19 protein-coding genes and 1 pseudogene are annotated in these 18,377 nt (G+C 59.5%); 2 read left to right on the top strand and 18 right to left on the bottom strand.

Going from position 1 to position 18,377, the window contains the following annotated elements:
* Positions 1–34 precede the first annotated feature (34 nt).
* Positions 35–2,551, top strand: coding sequence for a U32 family peptidase (locus HF320_RS02495; RefSeq protein ID WP_248276553.1), 2,517 nt, complete (start codon positions 35–37; stop codon positions 2,549–2,551).
* A 2-nt stretch (positions 2,552–2,553) separates the two neighbouring features.
* A complete protein-coding gene (locus HF320_RS02490; protein WP_349290689.1) occupies positions 2,554–3,282 on the top strand; it encodes an RluA family pseudouridine synthase in 729 nt (242 codons plus the stop codon).
* Positions 3,283–3,405: 123 nt separating this feature from the next.
* Here the strand turns inward: HF320_RS02490 and rplX are convergent, their stop codons facing one another.
* From rplX to HF320_RS02400, 18 genes and pseudogenes are all read right to left on the bottom strand, one after another.
* Complete coding sequence (rplX, locus tag HF320_RS02485; RefSeq protein ID WP_022386557.1) at positions 3,406–3,717, bottom strand: 50S ribosomal protein L24; 312 nt, start codon at positions 3,715–3,717, stop codon at positions 3,406–3,408.
* Between the two features lie 15 nt (positions 3,718–3,732).
* Entirely contained in the window at positions 3,733–4,101 is a 369-nt protein-coding gene (rplN, locus tag HF320_RS02480) for a 50S ribosomal protein L14 (RefSeq protein WP_022386558.1), read from the bottom strand.
* Positions 4,102–4,214: 113 nt separating this feature from the next.
* The gene (gene rpsQ, locus HF320_RS02475) at positions 4,215–4,481 is read right to left on the bottom strand and encodes a 30S ribosomal protein S17 (protein ID WP_022386559.1); all 267 of its coding nucleotides are present in this window, start codon (positions 4,479–4,481) and stop codon (positions 4,215–4,217) included.
* A gap of 14 nt (positions 4,482–4,495) precedes the next feature.
* Positions 4,496–4,711, bottom strand: coding sequence for a 50S ribosomal protein L29 (gene rpmC / locus HF320_RS02470; protein WP_022386560.1), 216 nt, complete (start codon positions 4,709–4,711; stop codon positions 4,496–4,498).
* 89 nt (positions 4,712–4,800) lie between these two features.
* Positions 4,801–5,214: pseudogene (gene rplP / locus HF320_RS02465) on the bottom strand (50S ribosomal protein L16); the annotation flags it as partial.
* Positions 5,214–5,924 carry a 30S ribosomal protein S3 gene (gene rpsC / locus HF320_RS02460; RefSeq protein ID WP_022386562.1) on the bottom strand — a complete coding sequence of 237 codons (711 nt, stop codon included), beginning with the start codon at positions 5,922–5,924 and terminating at the stop codon, positions 5,214–5,216. The pseudogene rplP and the gene rpsC, both read right to left, overlap by 1 nt.
* Positions 5,925–5,930: 6 nt before the next feature.
* A complete protein-coding gene (rplV, locus tag HF320_RS02455) occupies positions 5,931–6,284 on the bottom strand; it encodes a 50S ribosomal protein L22 (RefSeq protein ID WP_040221070.1) in 354 nt (117 codons plus the stop codon).
* Positions 6,285–6,299: 15 nt separating this feature from the next.
* Entirely contained in the window at positions 6,300–6,560 is a 261-nt protein-coding gene (rpsS, locus tag HF320_RS02450; RefSeq protein ID WP_006235035.1) for a 30S ribosomal protein S19, read from the bottom strand.
* Between the two features lie 30 nt (positions 6,561–6,590).
* Entirely contained in the window at positions 6,591–7,421 is an 831-nt protein-coding gene (rplB, locus tag HF320_RS02445; RefSeq protein ID WP_022386564.1) for a 50S ribosomal protein L2, read from the bottom strand.
* A gap of 153 nt (positions 7,422–7,574) precedes the next feature.
* Complete coding sequence (gene rplW, locus HF320_RS02440) at positions 7,575–7,862, bottom strand: 50S ribosomal protein L23 (RefSeq protein WP_022386565.1); 288 nt, start codon at positions 7,860–7,862, stop codon at positions 7,575–7,577.
* Positions 7,863–8,489 carry a 50S ribosomal protein L4 gene (gene rplD, locus HF320_RS02435; protein ID WP_022386566.1) on the bottom strand — a complete coding sequence of 209 codons (627 nt, stop codon included), beginning with the start codon at positions 8,487–8,489 and terminating at the stop codon, positions 7,863–7,865.
* Positions 8,490–8,536: 47 nt separating this feature from the next.
* Complete coding sequence (gene rplC, locus HF320_RS02430) at positions 8,537–9,157, bottom strand: 50S ribosomal protein L3 (RefSeq protein WP_022386567.1); 621 nt, start codon at positions 9,155–9,157, stop codon at positions 8,537–8,539.
* Between the two features lie 332 nt (positions 9,158–9,489).
* Entirely contained in the window at positions 9,490–10,086 is a 597-nt protein-coding gene (locus HF320_RS02425; protein WP_169276892.1) for a histidine phosphatase family protein, read from the bottom strand.
* A gap of 112 nt (positions 10,087–10,198) precedes the next feature.
* Positions 10,199–10,507 (bottom strand): 30S ribosomal protein S10, encoded by a 309-nt coding sequence (rpsJ, locus tag HF320_RS02420; protein ID WP_022386569.1) that lies wholly within the window; start codon positions 10,505–10,507, stop codon positions 10,199–10,201.
* Positions 10,508–10,566: 59 nt separating this feature from the next.
* Positions 10,567–12,675, bottom strand: coding sequence for an elongation factor G (gene fusA, locus HF320_RS02415; RefSeq protein ID WP_169276891.1), 2,109 nt, complete (start codon positions 12,673–12,675; stop codon positions 10,567–10,569).
* 19 nt (positions 12,676–12,694) lie between these two features.
* Positions 12,695–13,168, bottom strand: coding sequence for a 30S ribosomal protein S7 (gene rpsG, locus HF320_RS02410; RefSeq protein ID WP_169276890.1), 474 nt, complete (start codon positions 13,166–13,168; stop codon positions 12,695–12,697).
* A 74-nt stretch (positions 13,169–13,242) separates the two neighbouring features.
* Positions 13,243–13,617 carry a 30S ribosomal protein S12 gene (gene rpsL / locus HF320_RS02405; protein WP_022386573.1) on the bottom strand — a complete coding sequence of 125 codons (375 nt, stop codon included), beginning with the start codon at positions 13,615–13,617 and terminating at the stop codon, positions 13,243–13,245.
* 281 nt (positions 13,618–13,898) lie between these two features.
* The gene (locus tag HF320_RS02400; RefSeq protein ID WP_349290688.1) at positions 13,899–18,371 is read right to left on the bottom strand and encodes a DNA-directed RNA polymerase subunit beta'; all 4,473 of its coding nucleotides are present in this window, start codon (positions 18,369–18,371) and stop codon (positions 13,899–13,901) included.
* Positions 18,372–18,377: the final 6 nt, after the last annotated feature.

The following is an 18,377-nucleotide window of genomic DNA, read 5'->3' as shown; positions in this document are numbered from 1 at the left end:
ACTTCACTGTACAAATTCAAGTGAAAAGAGCTGCATGGCAACCATGAATTCCGCCCCGCGCGGCACACACCTCACAGCCCCCACCTACCCTGAGCTGCTTGCCCCTGCAGGCGGACCGGAGCCCTTTGCGGCAGCCGTCGCCGCGGGCGCCGACGCCATCTATTGCGGCATGGGTGAATTCAACGCCCGTCGCAAAGCCGACAACTTTACCGATGATACCTTTGAGGCAGCTTGCCGTATGGCGCATCTCGCCGGCACACGTGTATACGTCACGGTTAATATCGCCATTAAAGACGAAGAGATGGGCGATGTGCTTGAGCTTATCCGCCGCTGCGCAGCCTTAGGCGCCGACGCCTTTATCATTCAGGACTGGGGCCTTTTCTTTGAAGTCAAACGCTTGATGCCCCAGCTCGAGACCCATATTTCCACGCAGGCGAATATTCACGACAAGCGCGGTGCCGCCTGGTGCCGCGAGGCTGATGCCGATCGCGTGACGCTCTCGCGCGAGCTTTCGCTCGAAGAGATCGATGATATTTCGAGCGTCGACATCGATCTTGAGATTTTTAGCCACGGCGCCATCTGCTTTTGTTACTCCGGGCTCTGTGAGCTTTCGAGCTTTGCCTGCGCCGGACGATCCGCCAACCGCGGGATGTGTGCCCAGCCGTGCCGTCTCCCCTATGAGGTCCTCGACGCCTCGGGACAAGTTATTCCCACCCCCGGACGCGAACGTGCCCTCTGCCCGCGCGACAATTGCACCATCGATCTGCTTCCCCAGCTTCTCCGCGCAGGGGCCTGCGCCCTCAAGCTCGAAGGCCGTATGAAAGCTGCGGATTACGTCCATTCCATTTGCAGCGCCTATCGCGCGCAACTCGACGATGTGCTTGCCGGCAAAACGCCTAGCGAGCATGATCGCACCCTCCGTTCGCGTCAGCTCAAACGCTGTTTTAACCGCGACTTCACAAGCGCCTACCAGCATGGCATCTCGGATGACAGCATGATGAGCTACGAGCGCTCCAACAACCGCGGACAAATTGTCGGCAGCGTCGTTGCAAGCAAACGCGTCGTCACGCATGGCTTGGCCCCCGACGACCGCCGCGCCCGTGCAGGCATTACGCGCATCGCCCTCACCGAGCCCGTGGGCAAGGGAGATCTTCTTGAATTGCGCCATGACAACGAACCCGAGAAGTTCCTCACCGCAATCGCCGGGGCTGACACCCCCGCCGGCGAGCAAATCGAAGTGCGCACCGCCCGCGTCATGCCCGCAGCCTGCATCGTTCGCCTTATTCGCAGCCAAGCGGCCCTTGACGCCGCAAGTGCCGCCATCAAGCGAGACATACCCCGCAAACGCATGGTCGACATTCATGTTTCCGCGCTTCTGGGTAAGCCGTTTTCCGTCACGCTTACCTGCTTAGACGACCCAACGTTTAGCGCTACAGCGTCTGGTTTTACCGTCGAGGCCGCTCGAACCCGAGCCGTTGCCAAGACCGACCTGATTGAGCACGTTGGCCGTATGGGCTCCTCCCCCTTCGAGGCGGCCTCGTTTGAAGTCGAACTCGATAACGGCTGCGGCATGAGCTTCTCGGCGGTACATAAGGTTCGCGCAGAGGCCTGCCGTCTTCTTGAGGAGAAGATGCTCGCGGGATATGCCCAGCGCGCTCATGAGCTCAATACTCTTCCCCCGTTTAAGACGGCCGCTCTCACCGCCGCATCCATGGACGCGGCCCCCTCGCCCGCGCCTGCTGCCAAGATCTGCGCTACCGTCACCAACCTGGCTGCCGCCAAGGCCGCACGAGAGGCTGGAGCAGACCTCATCTACATGACAGTCGACAGCCTTGTTGCCGAGGGAATCTCGCCGCAAGACGTCCAGAATCTTGGTATCATCCCTATTCTCGATGAGATATGCCGCAAAGCCGATCATGACCGCCTCGACGCATGGGCACAAGCCGGCGGCACCGTGGCCGTTGGCAACATCTCCGAGCTTTCACTCGCCCATCTTGTCGGGGCCACGGCAGAGATTCGCAGCTGCCTGCCGGTGCATAACCTCGCCTGCATTCGCGCCATGGAAGAACATGGAGCGAGCACCATTTGGTTCTCGCCCGAACTCACGCTTGCCGAGATCGAGCGCATCGCCCCGCATGCAAAAGCCGCTTGCGGCATCACTGTCATGGGAAAGCCGCGCGTTATGACAAGCGAGCATTGCATCTTGCAGGTCATGAACCGCTGCGTGCATGATTGCTCACGCTGCCAGCTACGAAACCAGAGCTTCTCGCTCAAAAACATCGACGGCAAAGTCTTTCCCATACGCACCGATATCCATGGTCGCTCGCGTCTGTACGATGCCTATCCGCTCGACTTAACCCCGCAAATTCCCGCGTTCATCGCCTGCGGCATCACTCGATTTGCAATCGACGGCACGCTTCTTGATATCGAAGAGCTCTCCCGCTATGTCGCGCATGTCAAACGAGCACTCACTGTCTCGCTCGAGGGACGCAAACCCGCCCGCCGCCTGCCGGGCACTACATCTGGCTGCCTATTTGTAGGGGTCTCGTAGCTGTGGAGTCAATAGATAACGCACATATCGCGATACTCTATCAGGACGAATATCTTCTTGCAGTCGACAAGCCAGCCGGGATTATTGTCCATAGCGACGGATGCGATACAAAAACGCTTACCGACCAGGTGCGCTCGTTTCTCCTCCATGAAGCAGCGCAGAATGCCGCCCATGACCTCCAGGCCCTCAATCGCCTGGATCGCGACACCTCGGGTATCGTGCTGTTCTCACTCAACAAAGATACGCAGCCTGCCTTTGATGCGCTCATCGCCGCGCACGATACCTCAAAACGCTATCTTGCCATCTGCTGCGGCATCCCTGCCTGGAAAAGCAAGCTGATTGATGCCCCTCTTGGCCGCGATCGCCATGACGCGCGACGCATGCGCATCTCAAAGGGCGGCAAACCCGCTCAGACGCGCGTCAGCGTCATTGCAACAAGGGCACGCAATAGTCACGCCCCAGATCTTTCTTTGCTTAACGTCGAGCTTCTGACGGGACGTAAACATCAGATCAGAGTGCATCTCGCATCTCTTGGATTCCCCCTGCTTGGAGACGAGCTATATGGACGCCCCGTTCGACGCACGGGCAACAAGCGGTATCCTCTTATGCTCCACGCATGTTGTATGTCTCTTACCCATCCCGTAACGCACGAACGCCTGGCCATCCAAGCACCCATCCCCCGCCGCTTCCATGCGCTCTTTCCGCACGTCACAGACGAAGATCGCAATTAGTCGATGGATAACATTCATCGACATCAAAGCGAGCACAAACGTATAGTCCCTAGATATAAGAAAAGGACCCCGGGAAACCCGAGGTCCTTTTTAAGTGCTTATCGCTTAGGTGCGAAGGGCAAATTAGAACTCAGCGCCGCACTTCTTGCAAACGCGAAGCTTGTTCTTGCCGTCCTTCTTGTGGCCAACGCGAGTGGACTGGCCGCACTTGGGGCAGATGAGCTGGACGTTGGAAGCATCGATGGCAGCCTCCTGGCTGACGATGCCGCCCTGCTGGTTCTGCGGGTTGGGCTTAACGGCCTTCTTGACGATGGCCACGCCCTCGACGACAACCTTGCCCTCAGAGGGGAGCGCACGCAGGACGGTACCCGTCTTGCCGCGGTCCTTACCGGAGAGCACCTTGACGTTATCGCCCTTCTTAATGGACATAGACATACTGGTCTCCCCTAACTACAGGGTCTCGGGTGCGAGCGAGACGATCTTCATGTACTTCTTGTCACGAAGCTCGCGAGCGACAGGCCCGAAGATACGGGTGCCGACGGGCGAACCATCGTTGTTGATGACGACAGCAGCGTTGTCGTCAAAGCGGATGTAAGAACCGTCCTTACGACGGATCTCCTTCACGGTACGAACGACGACGCAGCGAACGACGTCCTTCTTCTTGACATTAGCGCCCGGGGTGGCCTCCTGCACGGCAGCGATAATGACATCGCCGACACCGGCATAACGGCGCTTAGAGCCACCGAGCACCTTGATGCAGCGAACCTTACGCGCACCGGAGTTGTCAGCAACCGTGAGCATGGTTTGCATTTGAATCATGGTAGTTCCTCCGAAAGAGAACTCATTGAGAGGTGCACGCACCCATAGGCGAGCGGCGTTTGCCGCCCGAGTGGATGCACATCAACGAGAAAGCGTTACACGTCGTTACGACTTTACTTAGCGCGCTCGATGATCTCGACAAGGCGCCAACGCTTCATCTTGGACAAGGGGCGGCACTCCATAACGCGGACGGTATCGCCCACGCCAGCCGTGCACTCCTCGTCATGAGCGTGAAGCTTCTTGGTGCTGGTCATCATCTTGCCATACTTGGGGTGACGCTTTCGCTCCGTGGTCTGGACAACAATGGTCTTGTTGCCCGAGATGGAGACGACGACACCCGTACGGACCTTACGCGAGTTACGCGCGACAGTCTCAGTCATGCTCTACTCCTGCCTTACTCTGCGGCAGCGGACTTCTCCGCTGCAATCTGACGGGCGCGCTGCTCCGTGAGGATACGTGCAATATCCTTCTTCACGGTGTTAACGCGAGCGGTGTTGTCCAGCTGGCTGGTAGCCATCTGAAAACGAAGGTTGAAAAGCTCGGCACGACCCTCTTTCAGCTTCTCGACAAGCTGATCGTCCGAAAGCTCACGAATCTCTGCGGGCTTCATTAGTTCTCCTCCTTGGCAGCAGCAGCGTCCTCAGCAGCCCACTTGGCCTCGAGGGCCTCCTCAGCCTCCATCTCGGCCTCAGCACGCTCCTCGGCATCCTCGGCGATGATGATCTTGGTCTTGATGGGCAGCTTGTGCTGGGCAAGGCGAAGAGCCTCACGCGCAACATCCTCAGGCACGCCGGCGATCTCAAACATGATGCGACCGGGCTTGACAACGGCCACCCACTCCTCGGGGTTACCCTTACCAGAACCCATGCGGGTCTCCGCAGGCTTCTTCGTGATGGGCTTATCCGGGAAGATGGTGATGTAGACGCGACCGCCACGCTTCATATAACGGGTCATGGCGATACGAGCGGCCTCGATCTGACGGTTGGTGATCCAATGGGCCTCAAGAGCCTTCAGACCATACTCGCCAAAATGCAGCTGGGTATTACCCTTAGCCTGGCCCTTCATGGAGCCACGCTGCACCTTACGGTGAAGAACACGCTTAGGGGCAAGCACTACTGACCCCTCCTCTCGTTGTTACGACGACGAGGACGCGAGGTACCCTCGAGAGCCATGTTAGGAACAGGCTGACCGGGGAGCTTCTCGCCCTGGTAGATCCAAACCTTCACGCCGCAGGCACCCATGGTGGTGTGAGCGACGGCGGTGCCGTAATCGATCTTGGCACGCAGGGTGTGCAGAGGCACGCGACCTTCACGGTACCACTCGCGACGGCTCATCTCAGCGCCACCCAGACGACCGGAGCACTGGATACGAATACCCTTAGCGCCAGCCTTGCGAGCGGACTGAACAGCCTTGCGCATAGCGCGACGGAAGGCGACACGGCCCTCGAGCTGCTCGGCAATGGACTGAGCAACGAGGCTGGCGTCGAGCTCGGGGCGCTTGACCTCGATGACGTCAACGGAGAGCTGACCCTTCTCGACACCGGCGACCTTCTCGAGATCGGCGCGGAGACCGTCGATCTCTGCACCCTTCTTGCCGATGACAACGCCCGGGCGAGCGGTGAGGATGATGACCTTCACCTTGTCGCCAGCGCGCTCGATCTCCACGCGGGAGACGGCGGCGCGGGAAAGACGCTTCTCGAGGAACTTGCGGATAGCGAGGTCGTTGCCGAGAGTGGCAGCGTAATCCTTACCGGCGAACCAGCGGGAACGCCAGTCCTCGGTGATGCCGAGACGGAAACCAGTGGGATAAACTTTCTGACCCATAGCGCTTTATGCCTCCTTTCGAGGAGCGACGATGACGGTGATGTGGCTCGTGCGCTTCAGAATGCGGGAAGCGGAGCCCTTAGCGCGAGGACGGATACGCTTGAGCGTCGGGCCCTCGTCAACATAGGTAGCGGCGACAACCAGGTCGTCAGCGCGCATACCGTTGTTGTTCTCGGCGTTTGCCACAGCGGAACGGAGAACCTTCTCGACGTCAACGGCAACGTGACGATCGCAGAACTGCAGGATCTCGAAAGCCTGGGCAACGGACTTGTTACGAATCAAATCGACCACAAGGCGAGCCTTGCTGGGGGACACGCGCACCCACTTAGCGGTAGCGCGGACCTCGTTATTAGATGCCATTTACGATGAACCCCCCTATTTGGCCTTGTGGCCACGGAACGTACGGGTCGGTGCGAACTCGCCGAGCTTGTGACCAACCATGGACTCGGTAACATACACGGGCACGTGCTTGCGACCGTCGTGGACGGCGATGGTGTGACCGACCATCTCGGGGAAGATGGTGGACGCGCGAGACCAGGTCTTCACGACGTCCTTCTTGCCAGCCTCGTTCATCGCGGTGATACGCGAGAGGAGGCGAGTCTCCACAAACGGGCCCTTTTTGAGACTTCTGCTCATAAGTGCTAACTCCTAAAAACTCGGTATCGACTACTTCTTGCGACGACGGATGATGAGGGCGTTCGAAACCTTCTTCTTCTTGCGCGTACGGAAGCCCTTGGACGGCTTGCCCCACGGAGAAACAGAAGGACGACCAGAGGTGTGGTTCTTGCCCTCGCCGCCGCCGTGCGGGTGGTCGACCGGGTTCATGACCGTACCACGGACAGTCGGACGGACGTTCATCTTGCGCTTACGGCCAGCCTTGCCGATAACGATGTTGGAGTGCTCGGCGTTGCCGACCTCACCAACGGTTGCGCGGCAGGTGATGAGGATGCGGCGCATCTCGGAAGACGGCATACGCACGATGGCGTACTTGCCCTCCTTGCCCATCAGCTGGCAGGAGTTGCCGGCGGAACGAGCGATAGCAGCGCCCTTGCCAGGCATGAACTCCACGGCGTGGATAAGGGTACCCACGGGGATATCGGACAGCGGCAGAGCGTTGCCGGGCTTGATGTCGGCGCCAGCGCCGGACATGACGGTCTGACCGACCTCGAGGCCCTTCGGCGCGATGATGTAGCGCTTCTCGCCGTCGACGTAGTGAAGCAGAGCGATGCGAGCGGAGCGGTTAGGATCGTACTCGATCGTGGCAACCTTGGCGGGCACGCCGTCCTTGTTGCGCTTGAAGTCGATGCGACGATACTGACGCTTCACGCCGCCGCCCTGATGGCGAACGGAGATGTGACCGCTGTTGTTGCGGCCAGCCTTCTTGCTCAGCGGCTCGAGAAGAGACTTCTCGGGCTTAGAAGTGGTGATCTCGGAGAAGTCCGAAATCGTCTGCCAACGCCTACCGGCGCTGGTCGGTTTAAGGTGCTTTACAGCCATTACCTATCCCTTTCGAATCAATCCGCTAGCCATCGCAAGCGGGGATCGCGGATGCGATGACACCGGATTTACCACGGTACCGGGCGACTCCATATTGAAGCCCCGGAGCACCTCTGTCTCCACGAGGAGACAGGAGGCGCGAAGAAAGCGTACTTACGCCTGGGTGCCGAAGATCTCGATGGTCTCGCCCTCGGCGACGGTCACGATGGCCTTCTTCCAGGTGCGGGTCTTACCGGCGATGTAACGAACGCGCTTCGTCTTAGGCTTGACGTTGAGCGTGTTCACGCGGGTGACGTGGACACCGAAGATCTCCTCGATAGCGTCACGAACCTGCAGCTTGGTAGCAGACTTGGCAACCTCGAACGTGTACTTGTTCTGCTCCATCATGTCATAGGACTGCTCGGAAACGATGGGGCGGATGATGATCTCGTGTGCGGTCATTTATGCAAGCACCTCCCCGAAGTGAGCGGCAATGTCGGCGGTCATCAGCAGGGCACCGTTGTTGAGGAGGTCATAGGTGTTGGCCTCGTCGGGCGTGATGATGAACGTCTTGGGGACATTGCGGAAGGAAAGGTAAGCGTTGATGTCCTCATCGCGAACGATGATGGTCAGGCGCTTGCCCTCAAGGCCGAGAGCCTTGAGCATGGCGACAGCAGCCTTGGTGGACGGCTTCTCGAAAGCGTAGTCGTCAACGAGAACGAGCTCGTTGTCGCGAACCTTAGCGGAGAGGGCAGAACGCATAGCGAGCTTGACCTCTTTGGCGTTCATACGCTTAGCGTAGGAACGGGGCTTGGGTGCGAAGACGACGCCACCGTGACGCCACTGGGGAGCACGGGTGGAACCCTGACGGGCACGGCCGGTGCCCTTCTGACGCCAAGGCTTCTTGCCGCCGCCAGAGACCTCGGAACGGCCCTTGGCAGACTGGGTGCCCTGGCGCCAGCAAGCCTGCTGGCACTTGACGATGTGGTGCATGACGTGGATGTTCGGCTCGATGCCGTACACCTCGGGCGCGAGCTCGGCCTCAGTGGCCTTCTTGCCCTCGCTGTTCATAACTTCAAACTTAGACATGTAAGTGTTCTCCTTGGTATGACGCTGGACCAACTGGCACGGGGCCCTTAGGCCATACGGATGGCGACCAGGCCATTCTTGCCACCGGGCACAGCGCCCTTGACAAGGATGAGGTTCTGCTCGGCATCGATGCGGACAACGGTGAGGTTCTTCACGGTAACGCGCTCGTTACCCATGTGACCAGCCATCTTGACGCCCTTGAGGACGCGGGCAGGATAGGCGCACTGGCCAATGGAACCCGGATGACGCTGGAAGTGCGAACCGTGGGTCATAGGACCGCGGCGCTGACCCCAGCGCTTAATGCGACCCTGGAAGCCCTTACCCTTGGAGGTACCGATGACGTCGACCTTAGCAACATCGGCGAAGTCTGCGACGGTGACGACGTCGCCAACCTTGTGCTCCTCGGCAGAAGCAACGCGAACCTCACGAAGGAAACGAACAGGCTCGACGCCGGCCTTGGCAAAGTGACCAGCCATGGGCTTGTTCACGTGCTTGGCCTTGATATCGCCGAAACCGATCTGGACGGCATTGTAGCCGTCGGTCGCCTCAGATTTAACCTGCGAGACGGTGCAGGGGCCAGCCTGGATGACCGTGACGGGAACGACGTTGTCGTTCTCGTCCCAAACCTGGGTCATGCCAATCTTGCGGCCGAGAATCATGCTGATCATGTACGATCTCCAACTCTCGGTGGTCTTGGGACAATGTGAACGCCCCTTGCGTTCACCCCTAGAGGACCACAACTAATACACGCGGTTGTCGACTTCGAATTCTCCAAAACCCAAGCTCAGACAGCAACCCTTGGTGCCCAAACATGCGATGGGCAGAATCCTCCCTCGACGCGCACAGTTGTTTAGTATACACAGGTATGCGCGTCTTCAAGCTTTCATCACAATGTTTTCCCTGCTCAAGCAAAGAATCGCGCTATTTGGGCACAACTGCAGCTCAAAGACCCCGCCCCCGGGCGTATCCATAGCCTAATCCAGGCGTTTTCACGCGAGCATCAAAGGACTTCGAGCAATGTGAACGTGCTCGCAGACTCATTGTAAGAAAACTTTAGGACGCAGCAATTGGGTAACTTGCAGCGGGGTTTAGGCTCACAGGGGCGCTCGGCAGCGAGATAGAACTGCAAGACAGCAGAACCATGGGAAACAGCCAAGAGCGTTCCCACTTCATCGGGCGCCATAAGGTTGCGAATAGCATCGACGATTCGCGCACGCAGCGCCGCACTCCCCTCTCCGCCATACGGGACAAGCTCCTCGCCTGGATTCCAGACATCTGCCGGGACCTCGGACATAGGCCCGCGTTCAAAAGAGCCGTAGTTACGCTCTTCAAGGTCATGGCACGTCTCGACTTCGGGCATGGCGACGTCTAACGACTCGCACAAAACGTCGCGCACAAGCACGCAGGTTCGATAGGCACGCCCTAGCGGAGAAGCCGCGATGCGATCGGGACAAACACCGCATTGCACAAGCTTAAGCGCCGCCTCGCGGGCCTGGTCCTTCCCTGCTGTCGTCAGAGGCGAGTCACACTGTCCCTGGACGATCTTTTGCACATTGAACTCGGTTTGCCCGTGCCTCATTAAATACAGCGTCTTCATGCTGTCATGTCCCCTTCCTTGGCATCGATCACATATACCGCAACGATAACGCAAAAAGCCCCGCCGCCAAAAGGCAACGGGGCTTTGCAACATCGCTTAAACGAGATTGAGCTTAGAGCTTGATCTCGATATCGACGCCTGCGGGAAGGTCAAGACGCATAAGCGAATCGACGGTGCCGCTGGTGGGGTCGAGGATGTCGATGAGGCGCTTGTGGGTGCGCATCTCGAACTGCTCACGGGAATCCTTGTCCACGTGCGGGGAGCGGATAACCGTATAGAGGTTGCGCTCGGTGGGCAGGGGGATGGGGCCGGAAACACGGGCACCGGTCTTCTGAGCGGTGTCGACGATGAGCTTCGCAGACTGATCCACGACCTCGTGATCATAGCCCTTGAGGCGAATCCTGATCTTCTGGCTAGACAACGTATACCTCCAAATGGATGCGAGGGTTTCTCGCGTAATAACCTACGTACGGCGAAGGCTTAGGCCTGGCCACCGTTCTTGCTGACGACCTCTTCCACAATGGACTTGGGAGCGGGCTCGTAAGAGTCGAACTGCATCGTGTAGGATGCACGACCCTGGGTCTGGGAGCGAAGGTCGGTAGCATAGCCGAACATCTCGCCCAGGGGCACCTTAGCGCGGATGAGCTTGGTGTTCTTGCGATCCTCCATGCCCTCAATGTTGCCACGACGGCTGGAGATGTTGCCCATAACGTCGCCCATGTACTGCTCGGGGGTCTCAACCTCAACGGCCATGACCGGCTCGAGCAGCTGCGGATCGGACTTCTTGAGAGCGTCCTTGATTGCCATGGAACCGGCGATCTTGAACGCAGCCTCGGAGGAGTCGACCTCGTGGTAGGAACCGTCGAACAGGGTGACCTTCACGTCGAGGACAGGGAAGCCAGCGATAACACCGGTCTGCAGTGCCTCCTGGATGCCCTTGTCGATCGAGGGGATGTACTCCTTGGGAACGACACCGCCGACGATGGCGTTGACGAACTCGTAGCCAAAGCCCTCTTCCATCTTCTCGAGCTTGATGACGGCGTGACCGTACTGACCGCGACCACCGGACTGACGGACGAACTTGCCCTCAGCCTTCTCGACGTCGTGACCAGCGGTCTCGCGGTAAGCAACCTGGGGCTTACCAACATTAGCGTCAACCTTGAACTCACGCAGGAGTCGGTCGACGATGATCTCGAGGTGCAGCTCGCCCATGCCGGCGATGATGGTCTGGCCGGTCTCGTGGTTGGTGGACACCGTGAAGGTCGGGTCCTCCTCGGCGAGCTTGGTCAGAGCGATGGACATCTTGTCCTGCTCGGCCTTGGTCTTGGGCTCGATGGCAACGTCGATAACGGGCTTAGCGAACTCGATCTTCTCGAGGACGATCTCCTTGCCCTCGGCGCACAGGGTGTCACCTGTGGTGGTGTTCTTGAGGCCCACGCAGGCGATGATGTCACCGGCGCATGCGTCGTCGCGGTCGATACGCTCGGCAGCGTTCATCTCGAGGATGCGGCCCAGGCGCTCACGCTTGCCATTGGAAGCGTTGACAACGTAGGAACCGGACTCGGCCACGCCAGAGTAGACGCGGACGTAGGTGAGCTTACCGACAAACGGATCGGTCATAATCTTGAAGGCAAGGCCAGCGAAAGGCTGATCGAAGTCGGGGTGACGCTCGATGGTGTCGCCGGTGTCGGGGTCGGTACCCTCGATAGCGGGAATGTCCAGCGGGCTGGGGAGGTAGTCGACGACAGCGTCGAGCAGCTCCTGCACGCCCTTGTTCTTGTAAGCGGAACCCACAAAGACGAGGTTGAGCTCGTTGGCCAGAACGCCCTTACGCAAAGCGGCCTTGAGCTCCTCGACGGTGAAGTCCTCCTCCATGAGGATCTTCTCCATGAGCTCGTCATCAAAGCTGGCGGCAGCGTCAAGGAGCTCCTCGCGCTTGGTGGCAGCGATGTCGGCGAACTCAGCCGGGATCTCGTCCATCGGCTCGGGGTAGGTCATGCCCTTGTCGTCGGCCTTGAAGTCCCATGCGGTCATGGTAACGAGGTCGATAACGCCCCAGAAGTTGTCCTCGGCGCCCATCGGGATCTGAGCGGCGACAGCGTTAGCGTCGAGGCGCTCCTTCATGGTCTCGATAGCGTTGAAGAAGTCAGCGCCCACGCGGTCATACTTGTTGATGAAAGCGATGCGGGGGACGTTGAAGGTGGAAGCCTGACGCCACACGGTCTCGGACTGGGGCTGAACGCCAGCAACGGCGTCGAAGACAGCGACAGCGCCGTCGAGAACGCGCAGGCAGCGCTCGACCTCAGCGGTGAAGTCGACGTGGCCCGGGGTGTCGATGATCTGGATGCGGTAGTCGGTACCGTCCTTCTTCCAGAAGCACGTGGTAGCAGCGGAGGTAATGGTTACGCCACGCTCCTGCTCCTGAACCATCCAGTCCATGGTGGCAGCGCCCTCATGAACCTCACCGATCTTGTGGGTCTTGCCGGTGTAGTAAAGAATACGCTCGGTCGTGGTGGTCTTACCAGCATCGATGTGAGCCATGATGCCGATGTTACGGGTATCGGAAAGCTTGTACTTAGCCTTGGCCATGTTAGTTCCTTACCTTAACTTACCAACGATAGTGAGAGAATGCGCGGTTGGCCTCGGCCATCTTGAAGACGTCCTCACGCTTCTTGACAGAAGCGCCAACGCCATTGGAAGCGTCGATGATCTCATTAGCGAGACGCTCGGCCATGGTCTTCTCCTTGCGAGCACGGCTGAAGTTGACCATCCAGCGGATAGCAAGAGCCGTGGAACGACGGGAGTTAACCTCCATAGGCACCTGATAGGTAGCGCCACCAACACGCTTGGGCTTGACCTCGAGGGTCGGGCGGATGTTGTCCATGGCCTTCTTGAAGGTAGCCAGGGCGTCGCCGTCCTCGCTCTTCTCTGCGACCATTTCGAAAGCGGTGTAAACGATGCGCTCTGCGGTGGCCTTCTTGCCATCAAGCAGAACCTTGTTGATGAGCTGCGTCACGAGGCGATTGTTGTAGACGGAATCCGGCTGGACCTCGCGGCGGTTTGCTGCTGCACGACGCGGCATGTGAAATCTCCTTGCTATTGTCAACCGGCGACTGGCGTACCAGCGCCGATCAAACTATCAGATCAAATAAGTACTTATTTCTTAGGACGCTTGGCGCCGTACTTGGAGCGGGACTGCATACGGTTCTGCACGGAAGCAGCGTCATATGCGCCACGGATGACGTGATAGCGAACACCAGGGAGGTCACGAACACGGCCGCCGCGGATAGCGACGATGGAGTGCTCCTGAAGGTTGTGGCCCTCACCGGGGATGTAAGCGGTGACTTCGATGCCGTTGACAAGGCGCACACGGGCGACCTTACGAAGAGCCGAGTTCGGCTTCTTGGGAGACGTGGTGAACACGCGGGTGCAAACGCCACGCTTCTGGGGGTTGTGCTGCAGAGCGGCGTTCTTGGACTTCTTGGGCACGGAACGACGGCCCTGGCGAACCAGCTGGTTAATAGTAGGCAAAGCGTACTCCTTCTCGTAATGATTCCAGCTTTATACTTGTGCAACGGCTTGAATCGAGGGGTCAGCATCCCCCTACGAAACACGCAGTTCATGAGAATACGAGCCTGAACCTGCGCTGTCAACACACCACGCCGCCGGGCGTATCCTAAAATTCCTACTTTTCCGCAAAGCCTACACAAGTTTGTGACGCAGCCACATTCAACTCCTCCTTCAAACAGCAAAAGGGCCGCTCCCCTTTTGGGGAGCGGCCCTTTGTCATGCAAGGTTGCCTTGGCTAGCGATTACTCGTCGTCCTCGGACTCGTCCTCGTCGCCACCATCGACCAGCTGGTTGAGCAGCTCATCAAGCGAGGCCATGTCCTCGTTGATGACGCCAGAACCGGACTCCTTCTTCTCGGCAGCAGGTGCGCCAAGCATCTCCTCATCGGAGTCGAAGTGATGGCGCGGAGCGCTGGTGCCCAGCAGGATGTCATCGGGGCCATCGGGGCTAAAGACCATCTGCAGCAGCTGCGAAAGGTCCTCTTCGTCGGCCACGTCGTCGTTGGTGCTGTCGAGGATGTAGAGCAGGTTGTGGGCCTCAAGGCCGTCACGCAGCTCCTCGATCGCCTTGGCGCCAATACCGTCGATGCGAAGCAAGTCCTCCTCAGACTTACCCATGAGGTCGCCCACGGTCTCGATGCCAACCTCGCTGAACTTGTTGGTCCAGCGCTGGGACACACCCAGGTCGTCAAAGAGGTACAGGCGAGCATCCTCGGCAGAGATAGTGCGACCGTTGCGGGTCAGCGAGCCGTCGCCACCGTTGAAGTCGTCGTAGCCGGTCCAGTCGAGCTGCTGCGGGAGCTGCTCGTCCAGGTTCTTGAGCTCACTGGGAGCCCACTCGGGCAGGACCTTTGCCATCGGCGACGCCGGACCGTCGATATTCACATAGCCGTCGGCAGTGCGATACGTAAGCGCAGCCTTGTCGTAGGGCTTGAGGCCGGTGCCTGCGGGGATCTTCTTACCAACGATGACGTTGGACTTCAGATCGAGCAGGTGATCGACCTTGCCCTCGATAGCGGCCTCGGTAAGGACGCCGGCGGTACGGATGAACGATGCGCTGGAGAGCCAGGAGTCGATGCTCGAGGCGACCTTCAGCGTACCGAGGATCGCGGGCTCGGCAGCCGGTGCTGCGCCACCGATGCGGGCAACGCGCTCGACCTCGTCGGCAAACTCGTAGCGGTCCACGTACTGACCAAGCAGGTACTTGGAGTCACCCGGGTTGGTGATCTGAACGCGGCGCAGCATCTGACGTGCGATGACCTCGATGTGCTTGTCGTTCAGGTCGACGCCCTGGGAGGTGTAGACATCCTTGACGTTCTCGACGAAGGTGTGCATCGTCGTCTCGATATCGGTGAGCTTACGCAGGTTGCGGAAGTTCACGAAGCCCTTGGTGATCTGGTCACCGGCACGGACGGTGCAACCGTCCTCGATACCGGGCATGAAGCGAACGGATGCGGGCACGCGGCGCTCATCGAGGATACGGCTGTGATCGTCGCTATCGGCGATGGTGATCACGTACTCGGACTTCTCGGGCTTAATAGCCATAAAGCCAGAGACCGGGGCGAGGTCGGCCTCGCGGCCCAGAATCTTCTCATTGACGTTACCAACGACGTCGAACATACGGCCAACGGTCGGCAGACCCTGCGTAATGTCGTCGACGCCGGCGACGCCGCCGGAGTGAATGGTACGCATCGTCAGCTGCGTACCAGGCTCGCCGATGGACTGTGCAGCGATGATGCCCACCGCGGTGCCGATGGCAACCGGACGACGGGTGGAAAGATCCCAGCCGTAGCACTTCTGGCACACGCCGTACTTGGAACGGCAGGTAAGCAGCGCGCGCAGCTTAACCTTCTTGAGGCCGGCGTCGATCATCTTCTGAAGATCGGCGACGCTCTCGATGTAGGCATCCTTCTCAAAGAGAACGGTGCCATCGGGAGCCACGACGTCATCGGAGTAGCAACGGCCAACGAGGTCGGCGTTGATGTCGTCGGTGCCGGGGATGATGAGGTTGTAGCTCACGCCCTCGGTAGTACCGCAGTCCTCCTCGCGAACGATAACGTCCTGCGCCACGTCGACCAGACGACGGGTGAGGTAACCCGAGTCGGAAGTATGCGACGCGGTGTCGACCAGGCCCTTACGGGCGCCGTAGGTGGAAATGAAGTACTCGAGCGGAAGCAGGCCCTCGCGGAAGTTGGCCTTAATGGGAAGGTCGATGGTCTCGCCGGACATGTCGGCCATAAGGCCGCGCATACCGCCGAGCTGACGCAGCTGGGTCTTAGAACCACGGGCGCCGGAGTCGGCCATCATGTAGATTGGGTTCTCTTCGTCAAAGAGGCCGAGCATCTTGGCAGCGACATCGTCGGTAGCGGCGGTCCACTCGTTGACGACCTCGGTGTGGCGCTCCTGCTCGTTGATGAAGCCTTCCTCAAAGTACTCGTTGATTTGGTCGACACGCGACTGGGCCTCGGCCAGGATCTGGGGCTTCTCCTCAGGGATGAGGGCGTCCCACAAAGAGATGGTAAGGCCTGCACGAGTAGCGAAGTGGAAGCCAGCGAACTTGATGGCGTCGAGGATCGGTGCCACCTGAGCCTGCGGATAACGGTCGCAGCAGTTGGCAACGAGCTTGGCGACATCGCCCTTGACCATCTTGTAGTTCATGTACTCGTAGTCGCTGGGCAGGCACTGACGGTTGAAGATGATACGGCCGATGGACGTCTCGAAACGAGCCGTCTTGGAACCGGTCACGTCGTAATCGACAACCTCGTTCTTGCCGTTCTTGACGCGGAAGATGCGCTGGCCGTCCTCGGTGACAACGTTGGCGTCCTTGGAGGACACGCGCACCTGGATCTTGGCCTGAAGGTCAACCTCGGTACGAGCGTCATAGGCCGCAAGAGCGTCCTCGAAGTTAGCGAAGACGTGGCCCTCGCCGGGCATGCCGTCGCGAGCGAGCGTGAGGTAGTACACACCGATGATCATGTCCTGCGACGGGATGTTGACCGGCTTGCCAGATGCCGGCGAGCGCAGGTTGTTGGCAGAGAGCATGAGCACGCGGGCCTCAGCCTGAGCCTGAAGCGACAGCGGCACGTGCACAGACATCTGGTCGCCGTCGAAGTCGGCGTTGAACGGCGAGCAGACCAGCGGATGCAGGTGGATTGCCTTGCCCTCAACGAGGACGGGCTCGAACGCCTGGATCGACAGGCGGTGCAGGGTCGGTGCACGGTTGAGCAGGACCAGACGGCCGTCGATGACCTCTTCGAGGATGTCCCACACAAAAGTGGCACCGCGCTCGATGGCACGCTTGGCGCCCTTGATGTTCTCGACCTTGCCAAGCTCCACCAGACGCTTCATGACAAACGGCTTGAAGAGCTCGAGCGCCATGGTCTTGGGCAGGCCGCACTGATGCAGCAGCAGCTTGGGGTCGGTAACGATAACCGAACGGCCGGAGTAGTCAACACGCTTGCCCAGCAGGTTCTGACGGAAGCGGCCCTGCTTGCCCTTGAGGGCCTCGGCGAGCGACTTGAGCGGGCGTCCGCCACGGCCGGAGACCGGGCGACCACGACGGCCGTTATCGAACAGTGCGTCGACGGCCTCCTGGAGCATGCGCTTCTCGTTGTTCACGATGATTGCAGGAGCATCGAGGTCGAGCAGGCGCTTCAGACGGTTGTTGCGGTTGATCACGCGACGATACAGGTCGTTGAGGTCGGAAGCGGCAAAGCGGCCACCGTCGAGCTGGACCATCGGGCGCAGATCGGGCGGAATGACGGGGATGACGTCAAGGATCATGTTGGCGGGGTCGTTGTGGCCCTTAAGAAAGGCGTCCACAACCTCGAGGCGCTTGACGGCCTTCTCGCGCTTCTGCTTCTGGCCATCGGTATCGGCGATGATGGCCTTCAGCTTCTCGGCCTCGCTGGGCAGGTCGATAGCGGCGAGGAGGTCACGGATGGCCTCGGCGCCCATATCGCCCTTGAAGTACATGGAGTAGTAGCGCTTCATCTCACGGAACAGCGGCTCATCGGAGATGAGGTCGCGCTCAGAGAGCTGCATGAAGGCCTGGAAGGCGTCGGAGCGCAGCTGCTTCTCGTCCTTGCACTCCTCCTCGATGTCAACGATGCCAGCGGCGATCTCGTCGGCGGAAAGGGGCTCCTCGTCGGAGAACTCGTCGAAGTTCTCGGGATTGCCCTGCTCCTTGAGAGACTCGATCTGGCGAGCGCACTCGGCATCGATCTCTTCCAGATCGGCGGCGAGCTCCTCGCGTAGGTCGTCGGCGTCGGCGTCACGGGCCTCATAGTCCACAGAGGTCACGATGTAGCTGGCGAAGTACAAAACCTTCTCCAGGTCCTTGGACTTGATGTCCAGAAGACGGCTCATCGGGAAGCTCGTGGGGCTCTTGAAGTACCAGATGTGGGACACGGGAGCAGCGAGCTCGATGTGGCCCATGCGATCGCGGCGCACCTTGGCCGAGGTGACCTCGACGCCGCAGCGCTCGCAGACGATGCCCTTGAAGCGAATGCCCTTGTACTTGCCGCAGGAGCACTCCCAGTCCTTGGCGGGACCGAAGATCTTCTCGCAGAACAGGCCGTCCTTCTCGGGCTTGAGGGTACGGTAGTTGATGGTCTCGGGCTTCTTGACCTCACCGTGAGACCAGGAACGAATCTGGTCGGCGGAGGCAAGCGAGATCTTTACCGCATCAAAATCAGTAGCTTCGAAATCTGCCACAGTCAA

Source organism: Collinsella acetigenes (genome assembly GCF_012844445.1).
Lineage (GTDB): Bacteria > Actinomycetota > Coriobacteriia > Coriobacteriales > Coriobacteriaceae > Collinsella > Collinsella acetigenes.
Note: the sequence above shows the minus strand (reverse complement) of the source record. Positions and strands in the feature narration are given on the sequence as shown.